Annotated in this window: 17 protein-coding genes; 11 read left to right on the top strand and 6 right to left on the bottom strand. The window is 70.6% G+C overall.

Annotation, left to right across the window (positions count from 1 at the left end; all coding sequences use genetic code 11):
• Window positions 1-281: 281 nt before the first annotated feature.
• The 3 genes from OG226_RS31710 to OG226_RS31720 all read right to left on the bottom strand — a co-directional run bounded on the left by OG226_RS31710 (window position 282) and on the right by OG226_RS31720 (window position 4002).
• On the bottom strand, window positions 282-2555 hold the full coding sequence (locus tag OG226_RS31710; protein ID WP_329350818.1) for a heavy metal translocating P-type ATPase: 2274 nt from the start codon (window positions 2553-2555) through the stop codon (window positions 282-284).
• 173 nt (window positions 2556-2728) lie between these two features.
• Entirely contained in the window at window positions 2729-2968 is a 240-nt protein-coding gene (locus tag OG226_RS31715) for a heavy-metal-associated domain-containing protein (protein ID WP_328683234.1), read from the bottom strand.
• Between the two features lie 83 nt (window positions 2969-3051).
• Window positions 3052-4002, bottom strand: coding sequence for a PrsW family intramembrane metalloprotease (locus tag OG226_RS31720; protein WP_328683235.1), 951 nt, complete (start codon window positions 4000-4002; stop codon window positions 3052-3054).
• Window positions 4003-4063: 61 nt separating this feature from the next.
• Here OG226_RS31720 and OG226_RS31725 point away from each other — a divergent pair, with 61 nt between their 5' ends.
• Window positions 4064-4306, top strand: coding sequence for a hypothetical protein (locus tag OG226_RS31725; protein WP_328683236.1), 243 nt, complete (start codon window positions 4064-4066; stop codon window positions 4304-4306).
• Here the strand turns inward: OG226_RS31725 and OG226_RS31730 are convergent.
• Window positions 4284-4979: a TetR/AcrR family transcriptional regulator gene (locus tag OG226_RS31730; protein ID WP_328683237.1), complete on the bottom strand. Its 696-nt coding sequence runs from the start codon at window positions 4977-4979 to the stop codon at window positions 4284-4286. The genes OG226_RS31725 and OG226_RS31730 overlap by 23 nt on opposite strands.
• 169 nt (window positions 4980-5148) lie before the next feature.
• Here OG226_RS31730 and OG226_RS31735 point away from each other — a divergent pair, with 169 nt between their 5' ends.
• Both OG226_RS31735 and OG226_RS31740 read left to right on the top strand, forming a co-directional pair.
• On the top strand, window positions 5149-7437 hold the full coding sequence (locus tag OG226_RS31735) for an MMPL family transporter (RefSeq protein ID WP_329350819.1): 2289 nt from the start codon (window positions 5149-5151) through the stop codon (window positions 7435-7437).
• Window positions 7406-8449, top strand: a complete 1044-nt coding sequence (locus tag OG226_RS31740) for a zinc-dependent alcohol dehydrogenase family protein (protein ID WP_329350820.1) — start codon at window positions 7406-7408, stop codon at window positions 8447-8449. The genes OG226_RS31735 and OG226_RS31740 overlap by 32 nt, the downstream gene beginning before the upstream one ends.
• On the opposite strand, the gene OG226_RS31745 is transcribed toward OG226_RS31740, so the two are convergent.
• The gene (locus tag OG226_RS31745; protein WP_328683240.1) at window positions 8430-9017 is read right to left on the bottom strand and encodes a GNAT family N-acetyltransferase; all 588 of its coding nucleotides are present in this window, start codon (window positions 9015-9017) and stop codon (window positions 8430-8432) included. The genes OG226_RS31740 and OG226_RS31745 overlap by 20 nt on opposite strands.
• Before the next feature lie 100 nt (window positions 9018-9117).
• On the bottom strand, window positions 9118-9318 hold the full coding sequence (locus tag OG226_RS31750; protein ID WP_019065707.1) for a helix-turn-helix transcriptional regulator: 201 nt from the start codon (window positions 9316-9318) through the stop codon (window positions 9118-9120).
• A gap of 445 nt (window positions 9319-9763) precedes the next feature.
• Between OG226_RS31750 and iolC the strand changes: the two genes are divergently transcribed.
• The 8 genes from iolC to OG226_RS31790 all read left to right on the top strand — a co-directional run bounded on the left by iolC (window position 9764) and on the right by OG226_RS31790 (window position 21469).
• Window positions 9764-10714, top strand: coding sequence for a 5-dehydro-2-deoxygluconokinase (gene iolC, locus OG226_RS31755; protein WP_328683241.1), 951 nt, complete (start codon window positions 9764-9766; stop codon window positions 10712-10714).
• A gap of 188 nt (window positions 10715-10902) precedes the next feature.
• The gene (locus tag OG226_RS31760) at window positions 10903-11772 is read left to right on the top strand and encodes a Cgl0159 family (beta/alpha)8-fold protein (RefSeq protein WP_443067012.1); all 870 of its coding nucleotides are present in this window, start codon (window positions 10903-10905) and stop codon (window positions 11770-11772) included.
• Between the two features lie 10 nt (window positions 11773-11782).
• Complete coding sequence (gene iolB, locus OG226_RS31765; protein ID WP_329350821.1) at window positions 11783-12622, top strand: 5-deoxy-glucuronate isomerase; 840 nt, start codon at window positions 11783-11785, stop codon at window positions 12620-12622.
• On the top strand, window positions 12619-14502 hold the full coding sequence (gene iolD, locus OG226_RS31770; RefSeq protein WP_329350822.1) for a 3D-(3,5/4)-trihydroxycyclohexane-1,2-dione acylhydrolase (decyclizing): 1884 nt from the start codon (window positions 12619-12621) through the stop codon (window positions 14500-14502). The genes iolB and iolD overlap by 4 nt, the downstream gene beginning before the upstream one ends.
• Before the next feature lie 14 nt (window positions 14503-14516).
• Window positions 14517-16019: a CoA-acylating methylmalonate-semialdehyde dehydrogenase gene (gene mmsA / locus OG226_RS31775; protein WP_328683244.1), complete on the top strand. Its 1503-nt coding sequence runs from the start codon at window positions 14517-14519 to the stop codon at window positions 16017-16019.
• 207 nt (window positions 16020-16226) lie between these two features.
• Window positions 16227-17624, top strand: a complete 1398-nt coding sequence (locus OG226_RS31780) for an APC family permease (protein WP_329350823.1) — start codon at window positions 16227-16229, stop codon at window positions 17622-17624.
• A gap of 171 nt (window positions 17625-17795) precedes the next feature.
• Complete coding sequence (locus tag OG226_RS31785; protein ID WP_329350824.1) at window positions 17796-20609, top strand: alpha/beta fold hydrolase; 2814 nt, start codon at window positions 17796-17798, stop codon at window positions 20607-20609.
• Window positions 20606-21469: an ABC transporter permease gene (locus tag OG226_RS31790; RefSeq protein ID WP_328683247.1), complete on the top strand. Its 864-nt coding sequence runs from the start codon at window positions 20606-20608 to the stop codon at window positions 21467-21469. Before OG226_RS31785 ends, OG226_RS31790 begins: the two co-directional genes overlap by 4 nt.
• The last annotated feature ends 2 nt before the right edge of the window (window positions 21470-21471 follow it).

A 21471-nucleotide genomic window follows, 5' to 3' on the forward strand; every position in this document is an offset into this window, starting at 1 on the left:
AGTCCCCCAAGACATCCTCAGATGCCAGTTCGCGCCCCCCAAGACGCTTGCTGACATCGTCAACTTAGACCTTCGAACCCCTTCGATGGTTACGTTCACACCACTGTGATCTGCGTCTCTTGCATTTGTCCGTTAGGTGCGCAAGAGCCCCGATGTCGTGGTCGGGACCCCAGCGTAAGGATGATGCGCGAGCCTTGTGAAGAGCTTATGTGAGGCCGTCCTCCGTCTCTAGGGGGACTCTTACTTCGAGTTCCCGTAACTCCCGGTAACTTTGCGGAACTTCAGCGAAATGTCCGAAGTCGCAGGCTGTTGGAGACCACGAACACCGACGAGAAGGCCATCGCGGCTCCTGCGATCATGGGATTCAGCATCCCCGCGGCGGCCAGTGGGAGCGCTGCCACGTTGTATCCAAAAGCCCATACGAGATTGCCCTTGATGGTGCTCAGCGTCCGCCGGGACAGCCGGATCGCGTCCGCGGCCACCCGCAGGTCCCCGCGCACCAGCGTCAGATCGCTCGCCTCGATCGCCGCGTCCGTCCCGGTGCCCATCGCGAGCCCGAGATCGGCGGTGGCGAGCGCGGCGGCGTCGTTCACGCCGTCGCCGACCATGGCGACGCTCCGCCCCTCGCCCTGCAGCCGTCGTACGACAGCGACCTTGTCCTCGGGCAGCACCTCGGCGATGACGTCCCCGGGGGCGATCCCGACGGCGGCGGCCACGGAATCGGCCACCGCGCGGTTGTCGCCGGTCAGCAGCACCGGGGTGAGTCCGAGGGCCCGGAGCTGCCGTACGGCCTCGGCACTGGTCTCCTTGACCGTGTCGGCGACCGCGACGACTCCGCGCGCGGCTCCGTCCCAGCCGACCACCACGGCCGTACGTCCGCCGCTCTCGGCCTCGGACCTGGCGCGGGCCAACTCCTCCGGGAGATCGCCGTAGAGGCGCCCCACGGCCACCTCACGGCCCTCCACGCGGCCGCGGACGCCACGGCCGGGCACGTTCTCGAAGTGCTCGGCCGACGGCAGCGGTCCGACCCGCTCCTCCGCGCCCGCCGCGACGGCCCGCGCGACGGGGTGCTCGGAGGCGTGCTCCAGGGCGCCCGCGAGCCGCAGCAGCTCCCGCTCGTCGGTGCCGTCGGCGACGTAGACCTCCTGGAGGGTCATGCGGCCGGTGGTGATCGTGCCGGTCTTGTCGAGTACGACCGTGTCGACGCGGCGGGTGGACTCCAGGACCTCGGGGCCCTTGATCAGGATGCCGAGCTGGGCGCCGCGGCCGGTGCCGACCATGAGGGCGGTCGGGGTGGCCAGGCCCAGCGCGCACGGGCAGGCGATGATCAGCACGGCGACGGCCGCGGTGAACGCGGCGGCCACATCGCCCGTGACTCCGAGCCACACCCCGAACGTGCCGACCGCGATCAGCAGCACCACCGGCACGAAGACCCCGGAGATCCGGTCGGCGAGCCGCTGCACCTCGGCCTTGCCGTTCTGCGCGTCCTCCACCAGCCGCGCCATCCGCGCGAGTTGGGTGTCCGACCCGACACGGCTCGCTTCTACGACGAGTCGCCCGCCGGCGTTCACGGTCGCGCCGGTGACCCTGTCGCCCGGTGCCACGTCCACCGGCACCGACTCGCCGGTCAGCATCGACGCGTCGACCGCCGAGGCGCCCTCGACGACGGTGCCGTCGGTCGCGATCTTCTCCCCGGGCCGTACGACGAAACGGTCGCCGACCGCCAACTCGGCCACCGGCAGCCGTACTTCACGGCCGTCCCGCAGTACGGCCACGTCCTTGGCGCCCAGTTGCATGAGCGCGCGCAGGGCCGCGCCCGCACGGCGCTTCGAGCGGGCCTCCAGATAGCGGCCCAGCAGGATCAACGCGACGACTCCGGCGGCCACTTCGAGGTAGATCGTCGAGGCGCCGTCCGTACGCGAGACGGTGAGGCGGAACTCGTCGTGCATGCCGGCCATGCCCGCGTCGCCCCAGAACAGCGCCCACAGCGACCAGCCGAACGCGGCCAGCGTGCCGACCGAGACCAGGGTGTCCATGGTGGCCGCGCCGTGCCGCGCGTTGGTGAACGCGGCCCTGTGGAACGGGAGTCCGCCCCAGACGACGACGGGCGCGGCGAGGGTGAGCGCGAGCCACTGCCAGTTGTCGAACTGGAGGGCCGGGATCATCGAGAGCAGCACGACGGGCGTGGCGAGGAGGGCGGAGACGGTCAACCGCTCGCGCAGGGAGGCGAGTTCGGGATCCGGGGGGTCCTCGGGGGTTTTCGCCTCGGGCTCCGGCGGCGCGGGTTCCTCGGCGGTGTACCCGGTCTTCACCACGGTCGCGATGAGGTCGGCGACCTGGATGCCCGCCGGGTAGCTGACCTTCGCCTTCTCGGTCGCGTAGTTCACGGTGGCGCTGACGCCGTCCATGCGGTTGAGCTTCTTCTCGACGCGGGCCGCGCAGGAGGCGCAGGTCATCCCGCCGATGAGCAGCTCGACCTCGGCGGCGGACTCGGGGGCCGCGGCTATGGGTGTCTCCGCGATGGTGGTGGGTGTCGCTGTGGTGGTGCTGGTCATGTCCGGACTCCAGACATCGGACCGGACCGCGCGGAGCCAGTATCAGCTGGTCGGCACGGCCCGGTCGAAAAACGGAAGTGTCGTGCGGGGGCGTTCCCCTGGGAGTGCCGCGATGTGCCGTCGGTCGTCTGCGGCGCCGTCGAACCGCGGCGGGCTTCGCCCGATCCGCTGTTTCAGACCTGGCCGACGAGCTCGAAGCCGGCCTCGTCCACGGCCGCGCGGACCGCCTCGTCGGTGAGCGGGGCGGCGGACACGACCGTGACCTCGCCGGTCGACGCGACGGCCTTCACCGAGGTGACGCCAGGCAGCCCGGAGATCTCGCCGGAGACGGAGCCCTCGCAGTGTCCGCAGCTCATCCCGCTCACCTTGTAGACGGTGGTGACGGAACCCTGGGTGTCGGTCTGGGCGGTCATGTCGTTCTCCTCGTGGAGGCGTGTGGAGGCAGATGGGGTCGGAGTGGCCCACGGTGGCTCACTCTGTGTTCCACACTATACCCCTAGGGGGTATTTCTCCAAGAGGGATCGCGCCGGGCCAGCGACCGCACCCAGGCGATGCCGAGCAGGGCCACGAGCACCGTCCCGCCCACCGAGAACGTCGTGAACAGGTGCTCCTGCTGGTCGGTCGGCCCCGTGATGTACCCCTGGGCGAACAACTGCTTGTCCAGGCCCGCGCCCGACAGCCGGGCCACCAGCCAGATGGCGATGCCGTGCGTCGAGTCCCACAGGGCGTGCAGCAAGGAGACGCCGAGACACGTGCCGACGACCGGGGCGGTGAACCGGAACCGCCCGTTCAGCTGCCGGTACGTGAGCAGGACGCCACCCGCGATCGCCGTCCACAGGCCGTGCCCGAAGGGTGCGAGGACCCCGCGCAGGATCTCGGTCTCCAGGAGCGCCCGCAGATCGATGCCCTTGGTGGAGACGGCCGCGTTGAAGGCGTACCCGGCGCTCTCCAGGGCCGCGAAACCGAAGCCGACCGTCGCGCCGAGCACGAGCCCGGCGCGCATCCCGTGCAGCCGGGGCTGCCGGCGCAGCACGAACATCAGCGCCCCCAGCTTCACGACCTCCTCGATGAGGCCGACGCCGACGAACATCCACAAGGAGGGGTGCAGCAGGTAGTACTCCATCACCGAGGCGCCCAGCACCCCGAGCGTGCCGCCGGTCAGGAAGCAGCCCAGGATCACGCTGACGCCCAGGTCGCGCCCGTGCCGTTCGTACGCCCACAGGACGAAGGTCACCGGCACCAGGAAGCTGCCGAGCAGGATCAGCGTCGGCAGCAGGGTGGTGTTCTTCGTCGCGTACGTGACCAGCGCGGTCAGCACCCACAGCGCGAGCCCGCCGCCCAGGCAGTGCTTCCAGCGGCCGGTGCGGATCTGGGGGTACGTCGGCGGCGGCTGCTGCGGCCCGGGGATACGGGCCCGGGGCGCACCGGGCGGCGGAGAGTAGGTCACGGCAAATCCCCTCGTACTCCTACAGGGCAGATTTACCGGCACTTTATGGTAGATACGGCTCATGCCGCAGTCCGGGACGCCCGTCCTGATCGCGGCCATCGCCGTACCGGCACCCCGGCCGGCCCACACGATCGGCCGCCGACTCCCGGTCCCGCCGGTCATCTCCGAGATCCTGCCGGGCAACCTCGCCGGTACCGACCTACTCGGCTGGGCGGGCGACGGGCAGGTGATCGACACCCTCTCCGGAACGGAGGGAGCCGTCCCGGATGCGGAGGGAGCCGTCAGGGGGTCCGGGTCGTGGTGATGTCCCCCGGGGTCCCGTTCTCGGCGCCGTTCCCGGTCCGGCACTCGGCCCGGTTCTCGGCGACCACCGGTGCCAGGTAGCGGATCAGGACCTTCTTCAGCTCCAGGGTGTAGGCCTCGCGCTCGGCGCCCTCGTGCGAGAGGACCAGTTCGAGGCCGGCCTTGTAGAGGCCCAGGCACATGCGGGCGGTGCGGGTGACGTCGGCGGCTGGAGCGTCGGGCAGGAACGCCGCGATCACCGCCTCTATCCCGGCGAGCAGGTTCGCGTGCAGCGCGTCGTGGTCCTCGGCGAGCCGGCCGGGGATGTCGGGGCCGTGCATCAGGGCGAAGAACACCGGGTGCCGGCAGTTGAAGGCGGTGAAGCGGTCGACCACCCGGCCGACCGCTTCCTCCAGTGGGGTCGCCGGGTCGATCGGGGCGAGCGCCTCGTCGTACATGTCCCGCATCTCGTGCATCAGCCGGTCGCCCAGCTCGATCGCGATCGCTTCCTTGTTCGGGAAGAACTGGTACAGCGTGCCCGGTGAGACACCGGCCTCGCGGGCGATGGCGTTGGTGCTGGACGCGGTGTAGCCCGTCGTGCAGAAGACGGACGCGGCGGCCTCCAGCAGCTGGGCGATGCGGCGCTCGCCGCGGGCCTGGCGGCGGGGGCCGGCCTTCTCCTGGTCCACGGACACGAGTTATCCCCAGCTCTCCGAACGGCGTTGACAAACGCGAGCGGTCGCTCGCATTCTGGTGTTCCGGCGAAACGCGAGCGCTATCTCGTGTTTCCCATTCTATTGCAGGGCCGACCCATGCCACCGCTCTGCGCCGAGGCCGGGTCGAGGTGAAGGGGAGCACCACACGATGACCGAAGTCAACAGCCCACCGCGGCTCGGGGGATGGACACGTTTCGTGACCGCCCGCCCCCGGTTGTCGCTGCTCGTCGCCCTGGTGCTCACCGCGCTCGCCGTGGTCGCCGGCAGCGGAGTCGCCGACCGGCTGGGCAGCGGCGGCTGGGAGGACCCGAACGCCCGGTCGACGTACGCGACCAAGGCGCTGGAGCGCGAGTTCCCGGCCTCGCAGCCCAACCTCCTGCTGCTCGTCGACTCCGGCACCGCCTCCGTGGACGACCCGGCGGTCACCGCCGAGGCCGACCGCCTCACCGCCCGCCTGGCGAGCGAGCCGGGCATCACCGGTGTCGGCTCCTACTGGCAGACCAGATCCCCGTCCCTGCGCGCGAAGGACGGTCACGAGGCGCTGATCGCCGCCCACCTCACGGGCGACGAGAAGGCGACGAACGACACCCTGGACCGCATCGCACCCACCCTCCGGGGCACGCACGGCCCGGTGCACGTCAAGGTCGGCGGCATCGTCGCCGTACGCCACGAGATGCAGACGATCATCAAGGAGGACCTGGCCCGCGCCGAGATGATCGCCCTGCCGGTGACCCTGCTCCTGCTGGTGATGGTCTTCGGCTCCGCGATCGCGGCCCTGCTGCCCCTGGGCATCGGCATCGTCGCGATCCTCGGCACCAACGCGGTGCTGCGCGGCCTCACGGAGTTCACCGACGTCTCGGTCTTCGCGATGAACCTCACCACGGCCCTGGGCCTCGGACTGGCCATCGACTACGCCCTGTTCATCGTCCGCCGCTTCCGCGAGGAACTGGCCACCGGCGCCGACCCGTTGACGGCCATCGCGACCACCCTGCGCACGGCCGGCCGCACGGTGCTGTTCTCCGCCCTCACGGTCGCGGTCTCCCTGGCCGCGATGCTCGTCTTCCCGATGTACTTCCTGCGCTCCTTCGCCTACGCGGGCATCGCCGTGGTCCTCCTGGCCGCGGCAGCCGCCCTGATCCTCCTCCCGGCGGCCCTGCTGCTGCTCGGCCACCGGGTCAACTCCCTCGATCTGCGGCGCCTGTTCCGCCGAGGCCGCCCGGCGAAGGTCTCCGGCGAGGAGGGCACGGGCTGGGCGCGCACAGCGAGCCTGGTGATGCGCAGGGCCCCCTTCTTCGCCCTCGCCACCACAGCCGTCCTCGTCCTCCTCGGACTGCCCTTCCTGGGCGTCAAGTTCGGCACCGCGGACGACCGCCAACTGCCTTCGGGCGCCGAGTCGCACGTCGTGCAGCAGCACATCCGCGACGGCTTCCCGGGCAACCCCGGCGGCGGCCTCGAAGTGCTCGCCGAGGGGCGGGCGACACAGGCGCAGTACAGCGCGTACAAGTCCCGGATCGCCCAACTCCCCGAGGTGGCACGGGTGGACGGCCCCCTGGTGAAGGACGACTCGGCGTACTTCACGGTGCTTCCCAAGGGCGAGGCGGTCGACTCGGCGGCCCAACGCCTGGTCGGCGACCTGCGCGCCACGGACGCCCCCTTCACCACCCAGGTGACCGGCACGGCGGCCGTCCTGGTCGACTCCAAGCACGCGATAGCCACCCGCCTGCCCTGGGCGGCGGCCCTCATCACCGTGGTCACCCTGCTCCTGGTCTTCCTCCTGACCGGCAGCGTCCTGATCCCGATCCAGGCGGTCCTGCTCAACGCGCTCAGCCTCACGGCGATGTTCGGCGCGGTGGTCTGGGTCTTCCAGGACGGCCACCTCTCCGGCCTCCTCGGCTTCACCAGCACCGGCTCCATAGAGACCACCCTCCCGGTCCTGATGTTCTGCGTGGCCTTCGGACTCTCCATGGACTACGGCGTGTTCCTGCTCTCCCGCATCAAGGAGGAGTACGACCGCACGGGCGACCACAACGAGGCGGTCCGGCACGGCCTCCAGCGCACAGGCGGTCTGATAACCGCCGCCGCCGTCATCCTCGCGGTGGTGATGGTCGCGATCGGCACGTCCCGGGTCACCAACACCAAGATGCTGGGCCTGGGCATCGCTCTCGCGGTACTGATGGACGCGATGATCGTCCGAAGCCTGCTGGTCCCGGCGGTGATGAAGCTGACGGGACGGGCGACTTGGTGGGCGCCCGGTCCGTTGCGAAGGTTCCACGACCGGTTCGGCTTGAGAGAGGCTGAGACTGAGCGCCCCGAAAGGGGCGCGGGGCTGCATCGATATGCGGCTCCGCCGCGGAGCGCGACCAGCCACGACGATCCCGCAGACAAGAACGGCGATGGGAGCCCAAGTGAAAGCGGTGGTGTTCGAGCAATACGGTGACCCCGCCGAGGTACGAGACGTACCCGACCCCCATCCCGCACCCCACGGAGTAATCGTCCGGGTCGAAGCCACCGGCCTCTGCCGCAGCGACTGGCACGGCTGGCAGGGCCACGACCCCGACATCACCCTCCCTCACGTACCGGGCCACGAACTGGCCGGCGTGGTCGAGACGGTAGGCACCCGGGTCACCGACTGGCACCCCGGCGACCGAGTCACCGTCCCGTTCGTGTGCGCCTGCGGAACCTGCCCCACCTGCGCAGCGGGCGACCAACAGGTCTGCGAGCGCCAGACCCAGCCCGGCTTCACCCACTGGGGTTCCTTCGCCCAGTACGTCGCCCTGGACCACGCCGACGTGAACCTGGTCGCGATGCCGGACGGGATGACCTTCGCGACGGCGGCCTCGCTGGGCTGCCGGTTCGCGACGGCGTTCCGCGCGGTGGCGCAGCGGGGCCGGGTCGCGCCGGGGGAGTGGGTGGCGGTGCACGGCTGCGGGGGAGTGGGCCTGTCGGCGGTGATGATCGCGGCGGCTGCGGGCGCCAGGGTCGTCGCGGTGGACATCTCACCCCAGGCGCTCGCGCTGGCAAGGAAGTTCGGGGCGGCGGAGTGCGTGGACGGCACGAGCACCCCGGACACGGCACAGGCGGTACGCGAACTGACGGGCGGCGGCGCCCACTTGTCGCTGGACGCCCTGGGCTCCCCGGCGACCTGCGCCGCCTCGGTGGACGGCCTGCGCCGCCGAGGCCGCCACATCCAGGTCGGCCTGCTCCCCTCCCCGTCCGGCACGACCCCGGTCCCCATGGCCCGCGCGATCGCCCTGGAACTCGAACTCCTCGGCAGCCACGGCATGGCCGCCCACACCTACCCGCCCATGCTGGAACTGGTCCGATCGGGAGTGCTCCGCCCCGACCTCCTGGCCACCACCACCATCCCCCTGGACGAGACCCCGGCGGCACTGGCCGCGATGGGCACGGCACCGGGAGCGGGGGTGACGATCATCGAGCCGTGGAGTTGAGGTCGACTTCGGGATACCCGCGGTGCGCACTCCACTCGCGGTCCAGTACGCCCATGACCACCTCGTCGACCCACTCCCCGTCCCGCGACTGGGCCTCGCGCCGCACACCTTCGACCACGAACCCGACCTTCTCGTACACCCTCAGGGCCCGGTGATTGTTGCCGTAGACCTCCAACTGGACGCGATGGAGCCCCAGTTGCTCGAATCCGTACCCGAGGATCAGGCGGGTCGCCTCCGTGCCGATGCCCCGGCCTCGGCCACGGGGGCCGATGAGGGTGCGGAAGGCGCAGCTGCGGGCGGCGGGATCCCACTCGAACAGGACGACCTCGCCGAGGAGTTCGCCGGTGGCGGGGTCGGTGACGGCGAGGTCGAGGCGGTCGGGCTGGGTGGCTCGGGCGCCGTAGACGGAACGCAGTCGCTCCAGGGTGAGTTCGGTCGACGGTTCGAAGGTGAAGCGGACGATCTCCGGGTCCTGGATCAACCGCCACATCGGATCGGCGTCCGACGCGGTGAAGGGGCGGAGGACGGTCTTCTCGCCGGTGAGGACGGGTTTGGCGGAGAGGTTCATCCGGGGATCCTCGGCCGCGGCCGGTCGCACCGGCAACCGAATTGCCCGCCCGCGGACGCGGTACCGGGCGCCCGGTACCGCGTCCGCGCACCCGCTCGGCTCAGTCGTCTCTGCGGCCCCGGTTGCCCGGCCGGGAGGCGACCCACGCGCGGACCGTGTCGGCGTACCAGTAGGGCTTGCCGCTCTCCACGTGGTCGGGCGGGGGCAGCAGGCCGTGCTTGCGGTACGAGCGGACGGTGTCGGGCTGGACGCGGATGTGGGCCGCGATTTCCTTGTACGACCAGAGCCGTCGGTCGGTCATGAGTGCACCTCCCTGCGCGCGCCGCGGCGGCGGCCGGGGGCGGCCGTCGGGGGAGCCGTGCGCTGCGCTGGCGATCACAAGCCTGTGCCGGGTGAACGACGCGGAGTGAGGGACGGGAAGCGCCTGTCGACCGGGTGTGACCCAAAACCCGCGTACACGCGATATGTGTGACACGAGGGGTGCTTTTGTGACACAAGTGAAGCAAAGGCGCACGCGGGCGCAAGGGCGCGGCGCGTTGACTACGGCGCCCGTAGGGGGGCGGGGCCGTCCCGGCCGACATCGTGCAAGCCCTTACCCTCAAGCTGCCCCCTCGTCTCGTCCGAATGTCTGGACAAAACATTGACAGGGCTCGGGGCGCGGGACTACAAACCGTGGAGAGCCGAAACGAAGCCGCTCCGCGTCCGGTCCTCAGGAGGTCCGGACGCGCGGGCGCGAAGGGAAGTCGATGGCGTACGACCTGATCACCATGGGGCGGCTAGGGGTGGACCTCTATCCGCTGCAGACGGGCGTGCCGCTGCCCCAGGTGACGACCTTCGGGAAGTTCCTCGGCGGCTCGGCGGCGAACGTCGCGGTCGCCGCCGCCCGGCTGGGCCGCGAGGTCGCCCTGGTCTCGCGCACCGGCGACGACCCCTTCGGCACCTACCTGCACGAGGCGCTGCGCGACTTCGGCGTCGACGACCGCTGGGTCACCCCGTTCCCCGGACTGCCGACCCCGGTCACCTTCTGCGAGATCTTCCCGCCGGACGACTTCCCGCTGTACTTCTACCGGCAGCCCAAGGCCCCGGACCTGGAGATCGACGCCCACGCGCTCGACCTGGACGCGATCCACGAGGCCCGCATCTTCTGGATCACCGGCACCGGCCTGAGCGAGGAGCCCAGCCGTACGGCCACGCTCGCGGCCCTCGCCCACCGCGCCAAGTCCGGTACGACGGTCTTCGACCTCGACTGGCGTCCCATGTTCTGGAAGGACCCGAGCGAGGCCCGCCCCTTCTACGAAGAGGCCCTGCGCAACACCACCGTCGCCGTCGGCAACCTCGACGAGGTGGAGGTCGCCACCGGCGTACGCGAACCGCACGCCGCAGCCCGCGCCCTCCTGGACGCCGGTGTCGAACTCGCCGTCGTCAAGCAGGGCCCCAAGGGTGTCCTGGCCGTGCACCGCGACGGTACGACCGCCGAGGTGCCCCCGCTGCCCGTGACCGTCCTCAACGGACTCGGCGCCGGTGACGCCTTCGGCGGCTCGCTGTGCCACGGCCTGCTGTCCGGCTGGGACCTGGAGAAGATCATGCGGCACGCCAACGCGGCCGGCGCGATCGTCGCCTCCCGCCTGGAGTGCTCCTCCGCGATGCCCACCGTCACCGAGGTCGAGGGCGCGATCGCCGCCGGAGCGGTCCTGTGAGGGCCGGCCGCGTGGCGGGCGCCGAGCACGGGGGCGAGTTCGAGGGCCAGTACGAGGGCGGGGACGGCGTGGCGCACGCGCACGGGGACCAGGACACCGGGGACGACGTCTCCGGCCACGAAGGCACCAACGGCACCGGCATCGGCGCCGCCATCGGCACCGGCACCCGCACCGGCCCCCGCGTCGACATCGCCGAGCTCGTCCGCGTCCGCACCCGCCACCCCGAGGCGATCGCCGAGGCCGCCGCCCGGCGCGTCCGGCGCCCGCTGCTCAACGACGCCGGCCGGCTGATGATCGTCGCCGCCGACCACCCGGCCCGCGGCGCGCTCGGTGTCGGCGAGCACAAGTTCGCCATGGCCAACCGCGTCGAACTCCTCGAACGCCTCTGCCTGGCCCTCTCCCGGCCAGGCGTCGACGGCGTCCTCGCGACCGCCGACATCCTGGACGACCTGCTGCTCCTCGGGGCCCTCGACGGCAAGGTCGTCATGGGCTCGATGAACCGCGGCGGCCTCCAGGGCGCGAGTTTCGAACTCGACGACCGCTTCACCGGCCACCGCGCCCAGGACATCGAGCGCCTCAACTTCGACGCGGGCAAGCTCCTCCTGCGCATCGACTACGACGACCCGGGCTCCCTCACCACCCTGGAGTCCACCGCCCGCGCCATCGACGACATGGCCGCGCGTCGACTCCCGCTGTTCGTCGAGCCGTTCATCAGCCGCCGCACCGACGAGGGCAAGCTGAGGAACGACCTCTCCGCCGATGCCGTCATCAGGTCCATCGCCATCTCCTCGGGCCTGGGCGGCACTTCGGCCTACACCTGGCTCAAGCTCCCCGTGACCGAGAACCCGGACGACATGGCCCGGGTCATGGAGACCTCCACCCTCCCCGCCGTGCTCCTCGGCGGCGAGGTCGGCGCCGACCAGGACGGCGCCTACGAGAAGTGGCGCGGCGCCCTCCAACTCCCCACCGTGCGGGGCCTCGTGGTCGGCCGCTCGCTGCTCTACCCGCCGGACGGAGACGTCTCCGCCGCCGTGGACACCGCCGTAGGACTGCTGTGAGGGCCGCCTTATGACGACCGCCGAGCCGTACGTCCCCGAGCTGTACGTCCCCAAGGGCTCCGCCGCCAACGCGCAGTACGCCGTGGACATCGACCCGAAGCGGGCCGGCTGGACCCACAGCAGTCTGCGGGTCGTCGAGCTGGGGCCGGGCGGGACCCACCACTTCACCACCGGTGACAGCGAGTGGATCGTGCTTCCGCTCAGCGGTGGATGTACCGTGCGAATTGCGGACGAAGAGTTCCAACTCCTGGGCAGGGAAAGCGTGTTCGCCGGAGTCACCGACTTCGCGTACGTGCCCCGCGACGCCCAGGCCAAGATCGCCTCCGGCGCGGGAGGCCGCTTCGCCCTGGCAGGAGCGAAGTGCGAGCGACGACTCCCCGCTCGCTACGGCCCCGCGCCGGAGGTTCCGGTGGAACGACGCGGCGACGGCACCTGTTTGCGAAGGGTCCGCAACTTCGCCTCGGCCGACGCCTTCGACTGCGACAGGCTGATCGCCGTGGAGGTGATCACGCCCGGTGGCAACTGGTCCTCGTACCCGCCGCACAAGCACGACGAACAACGGCCTGGCGAGGAAGCCGAGTTGGAGGAGATCTACTACTTCGAGATCGACGGCCCGAACGGTTTCGGCTATCAGCGCGTATTCCCCTCCCGTGAGGGCGGATCCGACGTCCTCGCGGAGGTCCGCTCCGGCGACGCCGTGCTCGTGCCCGATGGCTGGCACGGCCCGTCGATCGCCCAGCCGGGTCACGACATGTACTACCTGAACGTCATGGCGGGGCCGGGTGGAACGAGGGAGTGGCGGATCTGCTTCCACCCGGACCACGTTGAAAGCACAGGTGGTTACCGATGACCTCGACGACCAGGCTGACGGTCGCACAGGCACTCGTACGGTTCCTGTCCGTCCAGTACACCGAACGCGACGGCGTACGGCGGCGGTTGATCGACGCGACCTGGGGCATCTTCGGCCACGGCAACGTGGCCGGCCTCGGCCAGGCCCTCATCGAGTACGCCGATGAGATGCCCTACCACCAGGGCCGCAACGAACAGTCCATGGTCCACGCGGCAGTCGGCTACGCGCGTCAGTCGAATCGCCTGGCCGCACACGCCGTTACGACGTCCATCGGCCCCGGCGCCACCAACCTCGTCACCGGCGCCGCCCTCGCCACCATCAACCACCTCCCGGTCCTGCTCCTCCCCGGCGACACCTTCGCCGGCCGCCCCGCCGACCCGGTGCTCCAGCAGCTCGAAGTCCCCTACGCGGGCGACGTCTCGGTCAACGACTGCCTGCGCCCGGTGTCGAAGTACTTCGACCGCGTCACCCGGCCGGAAGCGCTCATCCCCGCCGCCCTGAACGCCATGCGCGTGCTCGCCGACCCCGTGGAGACCGGAGCCGTAACTCTCGCTCTCCCGCAGGACGTTCAGGCCGAGGCGTACGACTGGCCGGACGAGTTCTTCGCCGAACGCATCTGGTGCGTAAGGCGACCGGCCGCCGACCCGGCCGAACTCGCCGAAGCGGTAAGGGCAGTTCGGGCGGCCAAGCGCCCCCTGATCATCGCGGGCGGCGGAGTCCACCACAGCCGCGCGGAGGCGGCCCTCGCGGAGTTCGCGTCGGCCACCGGCATCCCGGTCGCCTCCACCCAGGCCGGCAAGGGCTCCCTGAACCACGACCACCCCCAGGACGTCGGCGGCATCGGCCACACCGGCACCGCGACCGCCGACGAACTCGCCCGCCTGGCCGACCTGGTGATCGGCATCGGCACCCGCTACACCGACTTCACCACCGGCTCCCACACCCTCTTCGAACGCCCCGGCGTCCGCTTCCTCAACCTCAACATCGGTGCCTACGACGGCCACAAGCTCGCCGGACAGCCACTGATCGCGGACGCGCGGAGCGGACTCGCCGCGCTGGCAGGGGAGTTGGGCCGCGACGCGTACCGGGTCACCGCGTCGTACATCGCCGAGTACCGCGAGGACAAGGAGCGTTGGGAGCAACGCGTCGACGCCTGCTACGAGGCCGAGGAACCCGACGTACGCCCCACACAGCCCCAAGTCCTGGGCGCACTGGACGAGATCGTCGACGAGTCCGACATCCTCATCAACGCGGCGGGCTCGCTCCCCGGCGATCTGCACAAGCTGTGGCGGACTCGGTCGTTCGACCAGTACCACCTGGAGTACGGCTACTCCTGCATGGGCTACGAGATCCCGGCCGCGATCGGCGTGAAGCTGGCCGCGCCGGACCGGCCGGTGTGGGCGCTGGTCGGCGACGGCACGTATCTGATGATGCCGACGGAGATCGTGACCGCCGTACAGGAAGGCATCGCGATCAAGGTCCTGCTGATACAGAACCACGGATACGCCTCCATAGGCGGCCTGTCGGAGTCGGTGGGCGGCGAACGCTTCGGCACGGCCTATCGCCACCAGGCGGACGACGGCACCTACACCGGCGCCCCACTGCCCGTCGACCTCGCCGCCAACGCGGCCAGCCTCGGCATGCGCGTGCTGCGCGCGAAGACGGTCGGCGACCTGCGCGAGGCACTCGCCGTGGCGCGGGCGGCCGACACTCCCACATGTGTCTACGTGGAGACCGAAACCGCAGACACAGTGTCGGGCGCGCCTCCCGCGCAGGCCTGGTGGGATGTACCTGTGGCCGCGACCGCGACCCGATCGTCCGCGGTCAAGGCACGTGAGCTGTACGAACGGCACGTCTCCACCCGACGCCGCCATCTGTGAAGGAGTATCTGGGCATGACGAAGATCGTCAACCACTGGATCGGCGGCAAGACCGTCGAAGGCGCCTCGGGCAACTACGGGCCGGTGACCGACCCGGCGACCGGCGCGGTCACCACCAAGGTCGCCTTCGCGACGGTCGACGAGGTCGACACGGCCGTCGCCGCCGCCAAGGACGCGTACGCGACCTGGGGCACCTCGTCGCTCGCCAAGCGCACCACGATCCTGTTCAAGTTCCGCGCGCTGCTGGACGCCAACCGGGACGCGATCGCCGAGCTGATCACCGCCGAGCACGGCAAGGTGCACAGCGACGCGCTGGGCGAGGTCGCGCGCGGCCTGGAGATCGTCGACCTGGCGTGCGGGATCACCGTGCAGCTGAAGGGCGAACTGTCGACGGAGGTCGCGAGCCGCGTCGACGTGTCGTCGATCCGCCAGCCCCTTGGCGTGGTCGCGGGCATCACGCCGTTCAACTTCCCGGCCATGGTGCCGATGTGGATGTTCCCGATCGCCATCGCGACCGGCAACACCTTCGTCCTCAAGCCGTCCGAGAAGGACCCGTCGGCGTCCCTGAAGATCGCCGAACTGCTCGCCGAGGCAGGCCTCCCCGACGGCGTCTTCAACGTCGTCAACGGCGACAAGGTGGCCGTGGACCGCCTCCTTGAGCACCCGGACGTCAAGGCCGTCTCCTTCGTCGGCTCGACGCCGATCGCCCGCTACATCCACACCACGGCCGCCGCGAACCACAAGCGCGTCCAGGCCCTGGGCGGCGCCAAGAACCACATGCTGGTCCTCCCGGACGCCGACCTCGACGCGGCGGCGGACGCGGCCGTGAGCGCGGCCTACGGCTCGGCGGGCGAGCGCTGCATGGCCATCTCGGCCGTCGTGGCGGTCGGTTCGATCGGCGACGAACTGGTCGAGAAGATCCGCGAGCGCGCCGAGAAGATCAAGATCGGCCCCGGCAACGACCCCACGAGCGAGATGGGCCCGCTGATCACCGCGGTCCACCGCGACAAGGTGGCGTCGTACGTCACCGGCGCGGCGGCCGAAGGCGCGGAGGTCGTCCTCGACGGCACCGGCTACACGGTCGAGGGCTTCGAGGACGGCCACTGGATCGGCATCTCCCTGCTCGACAAGGTGCCGACGACGGCGAAGGCGTACCAGGACGAGATCTTCGGCCCGGTCCTCTGCGTCCTGCGCGTCGACACGTACGACGAGGGCGTGGCGCTGATCAACGCCTCCCCCTTCGGCAACGGCACCGCGATCTTCACCCGCGACGGCGGCGCCGCCCGCCGCTTCCAGCTGGAGATCGAGGCCGGCATGGTCGGCGTCAACGTCCCGATCCCGGTCCCGGTGGGCTATCACTCGTTCGGTGGCTGGAAGGACTCCCTCTTCGGGGACCACCACATCTACGGCAACGACGGTACGCACTTCTACACCCGCGGCAAGGTCGTCACCACCCGCTGGCCCGACCCGGCGGACGGCCCGTCGGGCGTGGACCTGGGCTTCCCGCGCAACCACTGAGAATCGCCAAGCTCGACACATGGGGCCGTCCGGATCGCGGACGGCCCCATTTTTTCGCCTACGACGGCTGCGGTTCCCGTAGCGCTCGCAGGCGGGACCGGCACTGCCTCTGGGTGCCGAATACGGCGCTCCGACCGGACTGGATCAACGGATTCCGTAGGTGAACACCCATTGACGTGATGGTTTCCGTCAATGTTCCATCAGCGCGTGACCGACACCCTCCCCACTGCCGAAGCCGCCATGGCCGAGGCGCCGGACACCTCCGGGCATCCGCAGCAACTGAAGCGCTCCATCGGCATCGTCGGCGGCACGCTCCTCACGCTCTCCTGCGTGACACCGGCGTCGACGCTCTTCGTGGTCGTCCCCGACCTGTTCGGCTCGCTCGGTACCGCGACCGCCCTCACGATCGCGATCGGCTCCGTCCTCTGCGTCGCCGTGGCGTTCTGCTACTCGGAGCTGGGCACCCTCGTTCCCAGCGCGGGCGGCGAGTACGCGATGGTGTCGACGCTGGCGGGCCGCTTGGCGGGCTGGCTGGTCTTCGTCCTGTCCCTCCTGGTCGTGATGATCGTCCCGCCGGTGATAGCGATGGGTACGGCGGACTACCTGGCCCCGATCGCCCACCTGAACCCGTCCATGACCGGCGCCGGAGTGATGCTCCTGGCAACGCTGGCAGGCCTGTTGGACCTGCGCGCCAACGCGTGGATCACGGGCGTCTTCCTGGTCCTGGAGGTCATAGCGGCAGGAGTGGTGGCGCTCCTGGGTTTCACACACGGCCAACGAGGCCTGGGCAGCCTGACGTCGATGCAGGTAGCCGGGACAGGCGGGCACACGGACACGGTGACGGCGATGCTGGTGGTCTCGGGCCTGGCGATAGCCCTCTTCGTCACGCAGGGTTTCTCCACGGCGGTCTACCTCTCCGAGGAGTTGGAGAACCCGCGCCGCGACGTGGCCCGCACCGTCCTGGCCACCCTCGCGATCTCGACGGTGATCATCCTGGTCCCGGTGGTGGCGATCACGATGGGCGCGAACGACCTCTCCACCCTGACCGACGGCGACATCGGATCGATGGTGACGGCCTGGTCCAACTCCGCGGTGGGTACCTTCGTCAGCCTCTGCGTAGCCCTGGCGATCATCAACGCCGGCATCGTCATGGTCATCCAGAACTCCCGAGTCCTCTTCGCCTCGGCCCGGGACAAGGCCTGGCCCCACCCGGTCAACACGGTCTTCTCGAAACTGGGCCGCTTCGGCTCCCCTTGGGTGGCCACGCTCGCCGTCGGCATACCCGGCGCGATCCTCTGCTTCGTCAACCTCGACACCCTCTACGGCGTGACAGGCGTCTCGGTGACCGGCATGTACCTTCTGGTCGCGGTCGCCGCGCTGCTCTCCCGACGCGGACAACACCGGCACACACACGCGTGGCGCATGCCGCTCTGGCCCGCGATGCCGATCCTCCTGATCGCGGTCCTGGCCTACATCCTCACCCAGCAGGAGACGACCTACTTGCTGTGGACGGGCGGGATAGTGACGGTGGCCACTCTGTACTGGGCGTTCTATCTCCGCCCCCGCAGGGAAACCCGCTGGCTGATCTCAATCCCGGAGAACTGAAGGTCTTTCAAGGGGCGCGGGGAACTGCGCGACCAGCCCCAACACACCCGCACCCGGCAGCAAGCAGCACCACCCGGGCTATTGGCCGTACACCAAGCGCGGTACACAGTCATCCCCGGTTCACCCCAGGGTCTGCCCCAACTGTCAGAGACGCCCCGTACCGTTGAACGCATGGATCTTCGACTGCCCGGGCTGCAAGGCCTACGACGACTACGACACCCCCGGCGCTGGCTGGCAGCCACCGCGGCCGTCGTCGTGCTCGCCGCCGCCGGCACCTGGACGGCCGCAGCCTCGGACACCACACCCCCGGTCCACCAGACAGACCGCATGATGGCGATCGACGGCGTCACCCTGGACACCTCGTACTTCACGACGGGCGGATCAGCCCGCCGCCCCGCCGTCCTCCTTGCCCACGGCTTCGGCGGCAGCAAGACCGACGTACGCAAAGAAGCCCAGGACCTGGCCGAAGACGGCTACGCGGTACTGACCTGGTCAGCCCGCGGCTTCGGCAAGTCCACCGGCAAGATCGGCCTGAACGACCCGTCCGGCGAGGTCAAGGACGTGTCGAAGCTGATCGACTGGCTGGCGGAGCGACCGGATGTCCAGCTCGACAAACCGGGCGACCCGCGCGTGGGCATGGCAGGCGGTTCCTACGGAGGAGCCATCTCCCTCCTCGCCGCCGGCTACGACGACCGGGTCGACGCGATCGCCCCGGCGATCACGTACTGGAACCTCGCGGACGCCCTGTTCCCGAACGGCGTCTTCAAGAAGCTCTGGGCCGGCATCTTCATCAACTCCGGCGGCGGCTGCGCCAAGTTCGAGCCCGCGCTGTGCCAGATGTACGACCGGGTCGCCGAGTCCGGAAAGCCGGACGCCCAGGCCCGCGCACTCCTCGAAGCCCGTTCACCGTCGGCCGTGGCCACGCACATCAACGTGCCGACCCTCCTGGTCCAGGGCCAGACCGACTCCCTCTTCCCGCTCGGCCAGGCCGACGCCGCCGAGAAGGCGATCCGCGCCAACGGCGCCCCCGTCGACGTCGACTGGATCGCGGGCGGTCACGACGGCGGCGACATGGAGACGAGCCGCGTCCAGGCACGCGTGACGTCCTGGTTCGACCGGTACCTGAAGGACGACAAGAACACCGACACCGGCCCCGCGTTCCGCGTCACCCGCACCGGAGGCGTCGACTCCACGGACGGCGCCGCCCTGCTGCGCGGCGCGAGCGGCAGCGCGTACCCCGGCCTGGAGAGCGACCCGCGCACGATCGCCCTGACCGGCCGCCGCGAGCAGTCCTTCACCAACCCGGCCGGCGCCAGCCCACCCGCCATCTCGGCCCTCCCCGGCCTCGGCAGCACGGGCGGCCTCTCGCAACTGTCCTCCCTGGGCATCGGGGTGTCCCTCGACTTCCCCGGCCAGTACGCGGCGTTCGACTCGGCCCCCGTCACCAAGAGCCTCCGCATCACCGGCTCGCCCACGGTCACCGTCCACGTCACGTCGACCAGCGACGACACCGTCCTCTTCGGCAAGGTCTACGACGTGGGCCCGGGTGGCACCCAACAGGTGCTCCCCTCCCAGCTGGTGACCCCCCTCAGGGTCGATGGCACCAAGGCCGGCAAGGACGTCACGATCACCCTCCCGGCCATCGACCACGACGTCCAGAGCGGCCACCACCTGCGCCTGGTCCTCGCCTCGACGGACCTCGGCTACGCCTCCCCGGCGGCCCCGGCGACGTACACCGTCACCCTGAAGAGCGACCTCAAGGTACCGACGGCCCCCGGCGTCACGACCGCGGCGGCGACCCTCCCGTCCTGGGTGTGGTGGTTCCCGCTCGCGGGCGCGGCGATCGCCGCGGCCCTGCTCCTGACCGGCCGCAGGCGTGCGGCATCGACACCCCCCGCCCCCGAACTGGCCGAAGTCCCGCTCCAGATCACCGACTTGAGCAAGCGGTACGCGAAGTCGGCGGACCGGTACGCGGTACGGGACCTGTCCTTCCGCGTCGAGAAGGGCCAGGTGCTCGGCCTCCTGGGTCCGAACGGCGCGGGCAAGACGACCACCCTGCGCATGCTGATGGGCCTGATCAAGCCGGACGCCGGCGAGATCAGGGTCTTCGGTCACGCGATCCGCCCGGGCGCACCGGTGCTGTCCAGGGTCGGCGCGTTCGTCGAGGGCGCGGGCTTCCTCCCGCACCTCTCCGGGCGCGAGAACCTGGAGCTGTACTGGCAGGCGACCGGACGCCCGCCCGAGGACGCCCACTTGGAGGAGGCCCTGGAGATCGCGGGCCTCGGCGACGCGCTCGCCCGCGCGGTCCGCACCTACTCCCAGGGCATGCGCCAGCGCCTAGCCATCGCGCAGGCCATGCTCGGCCTTCCCGACCTCCTCATCCTCGACGAACCGACCAACGGCCTCGACCCGCCCCAGATCCGCGAGATGCGCGAGGTGATGATCCGCTACGCGGAGGCCGGCCGCACGGTCATCGTCTCCAGCCACCTCCTCGCCGAGGTCGAACAGACCTGCACCCACCTCGTGGTCATGGACCGCGGCCGCCTCGTCCAGGCGGGCCCGGTCGCCGAGATCGTCGGCTCCGGAGACACCCTCCTGGTCGGCCTCGCCGCCGACATCTCCGACCCCCTGATGGAGAAGATCGCCGCCCTCCCGGACGTGGAGTCGGTGGCCCGCGCGGAGGGCGGCCTGCTGGTGCGGCTGGCGCCGGGTGACGAGTTGGTGTCCGTCAACTCCCCCACAGGAGAGGCGAGTTCACCCGTCGGTGCGGCTCCCGCACCGACGCCTGGCGTCGCCGTAGCCGAGGCTTCCGACACCGCACTCGACGCACCGACATCCCTGCCCCCCTCACCTCCCACCCACGGCTCGCCCACCGCGGCCCGCCTCCTCGTAGAACTCGTACGACTCGAAGTCCCCGTCTCCTCGGTCGGCCCGCACCGCCGGCTCGAAGACGCCTTCCTCACCCTGATCGGAGGTTCCGCGTGAGCACGCTCGCCGAGCCCGTCGAGGTGGCCTCCGGCTACCGGGCCGGCCGCACCCTGCCCCTACGGGTGGAGCTGGTCCGGCAGTTGAAGCGGCGCCGCACGCTGGTCATGGGCGGCATCCTCGCCGCGCTGCCCTTCATCCTGGTCGCCGCCTTCGCGATCGGCGGCACCCCGGGCGACCGCGGCTCCCAGCTGACGCTGATGGACACGGCGACCTCGTCCGGCGCCAACTTCGCCGCGGTGAACCTGTTCGTGTCGGCGGGCTTCCTCCTGGTCGTCCCGGTCGCCCTGTTCTGCGGGGACACGGTCGCCTCGGAGGCCAGCTGGTCCTCCCTGCGCTATCTGCTCGCGGCACCCGTGCCCAGGGCCCGCCTCCTGTGGTCCAAGCTGGTCGTCGGCCTGAGCCTCAGCCTCGCGGCGATGATCCTGCTCCCGCTCGTCGCCCTCGCCGTCGGCACCGCCGCCTACGGCTGGGGCCCGCTGGAGCTGCCCACCGGCGGCGCGATCGGCGCGGGCACGGCGGCCCAACGCCTGCTGGTCGTCGTGGCGTTCATCTTCGTGTCCCAACTGGTCACCGCCGGGCTCGCGTTCTGGCTGTCGACGAAGACCGACGCACCCCTGGGCGCGGTCGGCGGCGCGGTCGGCCTGACCATCGTCGGCAACGTCCTGGACGCCGTCACGGCCCTCGGCCACTGGCGCGACTTCCTGCCCGCGCACTGGCAGTTCGCGTGGGCGGACGCCGTACAGCCCCATCCGGAGTGGTCCGGCATGATCCAGGGCACGGCGGTCTCCGTTACGTACGCCATCGTGCTGTTCGCCCTGGCCTTCCGGGGTTTCGCCCGCAAGGACATCGTTTCGTAGGT

The sequence above is a fragment of the Streptomyces sp. NBC_01261 genome, assembly GCF_036226385.1.
Lineage (GTDB): Bacteria > Actinomycetota > Actinomycetes > Streptomycetales > Streptomycetaceae > Streptomyces.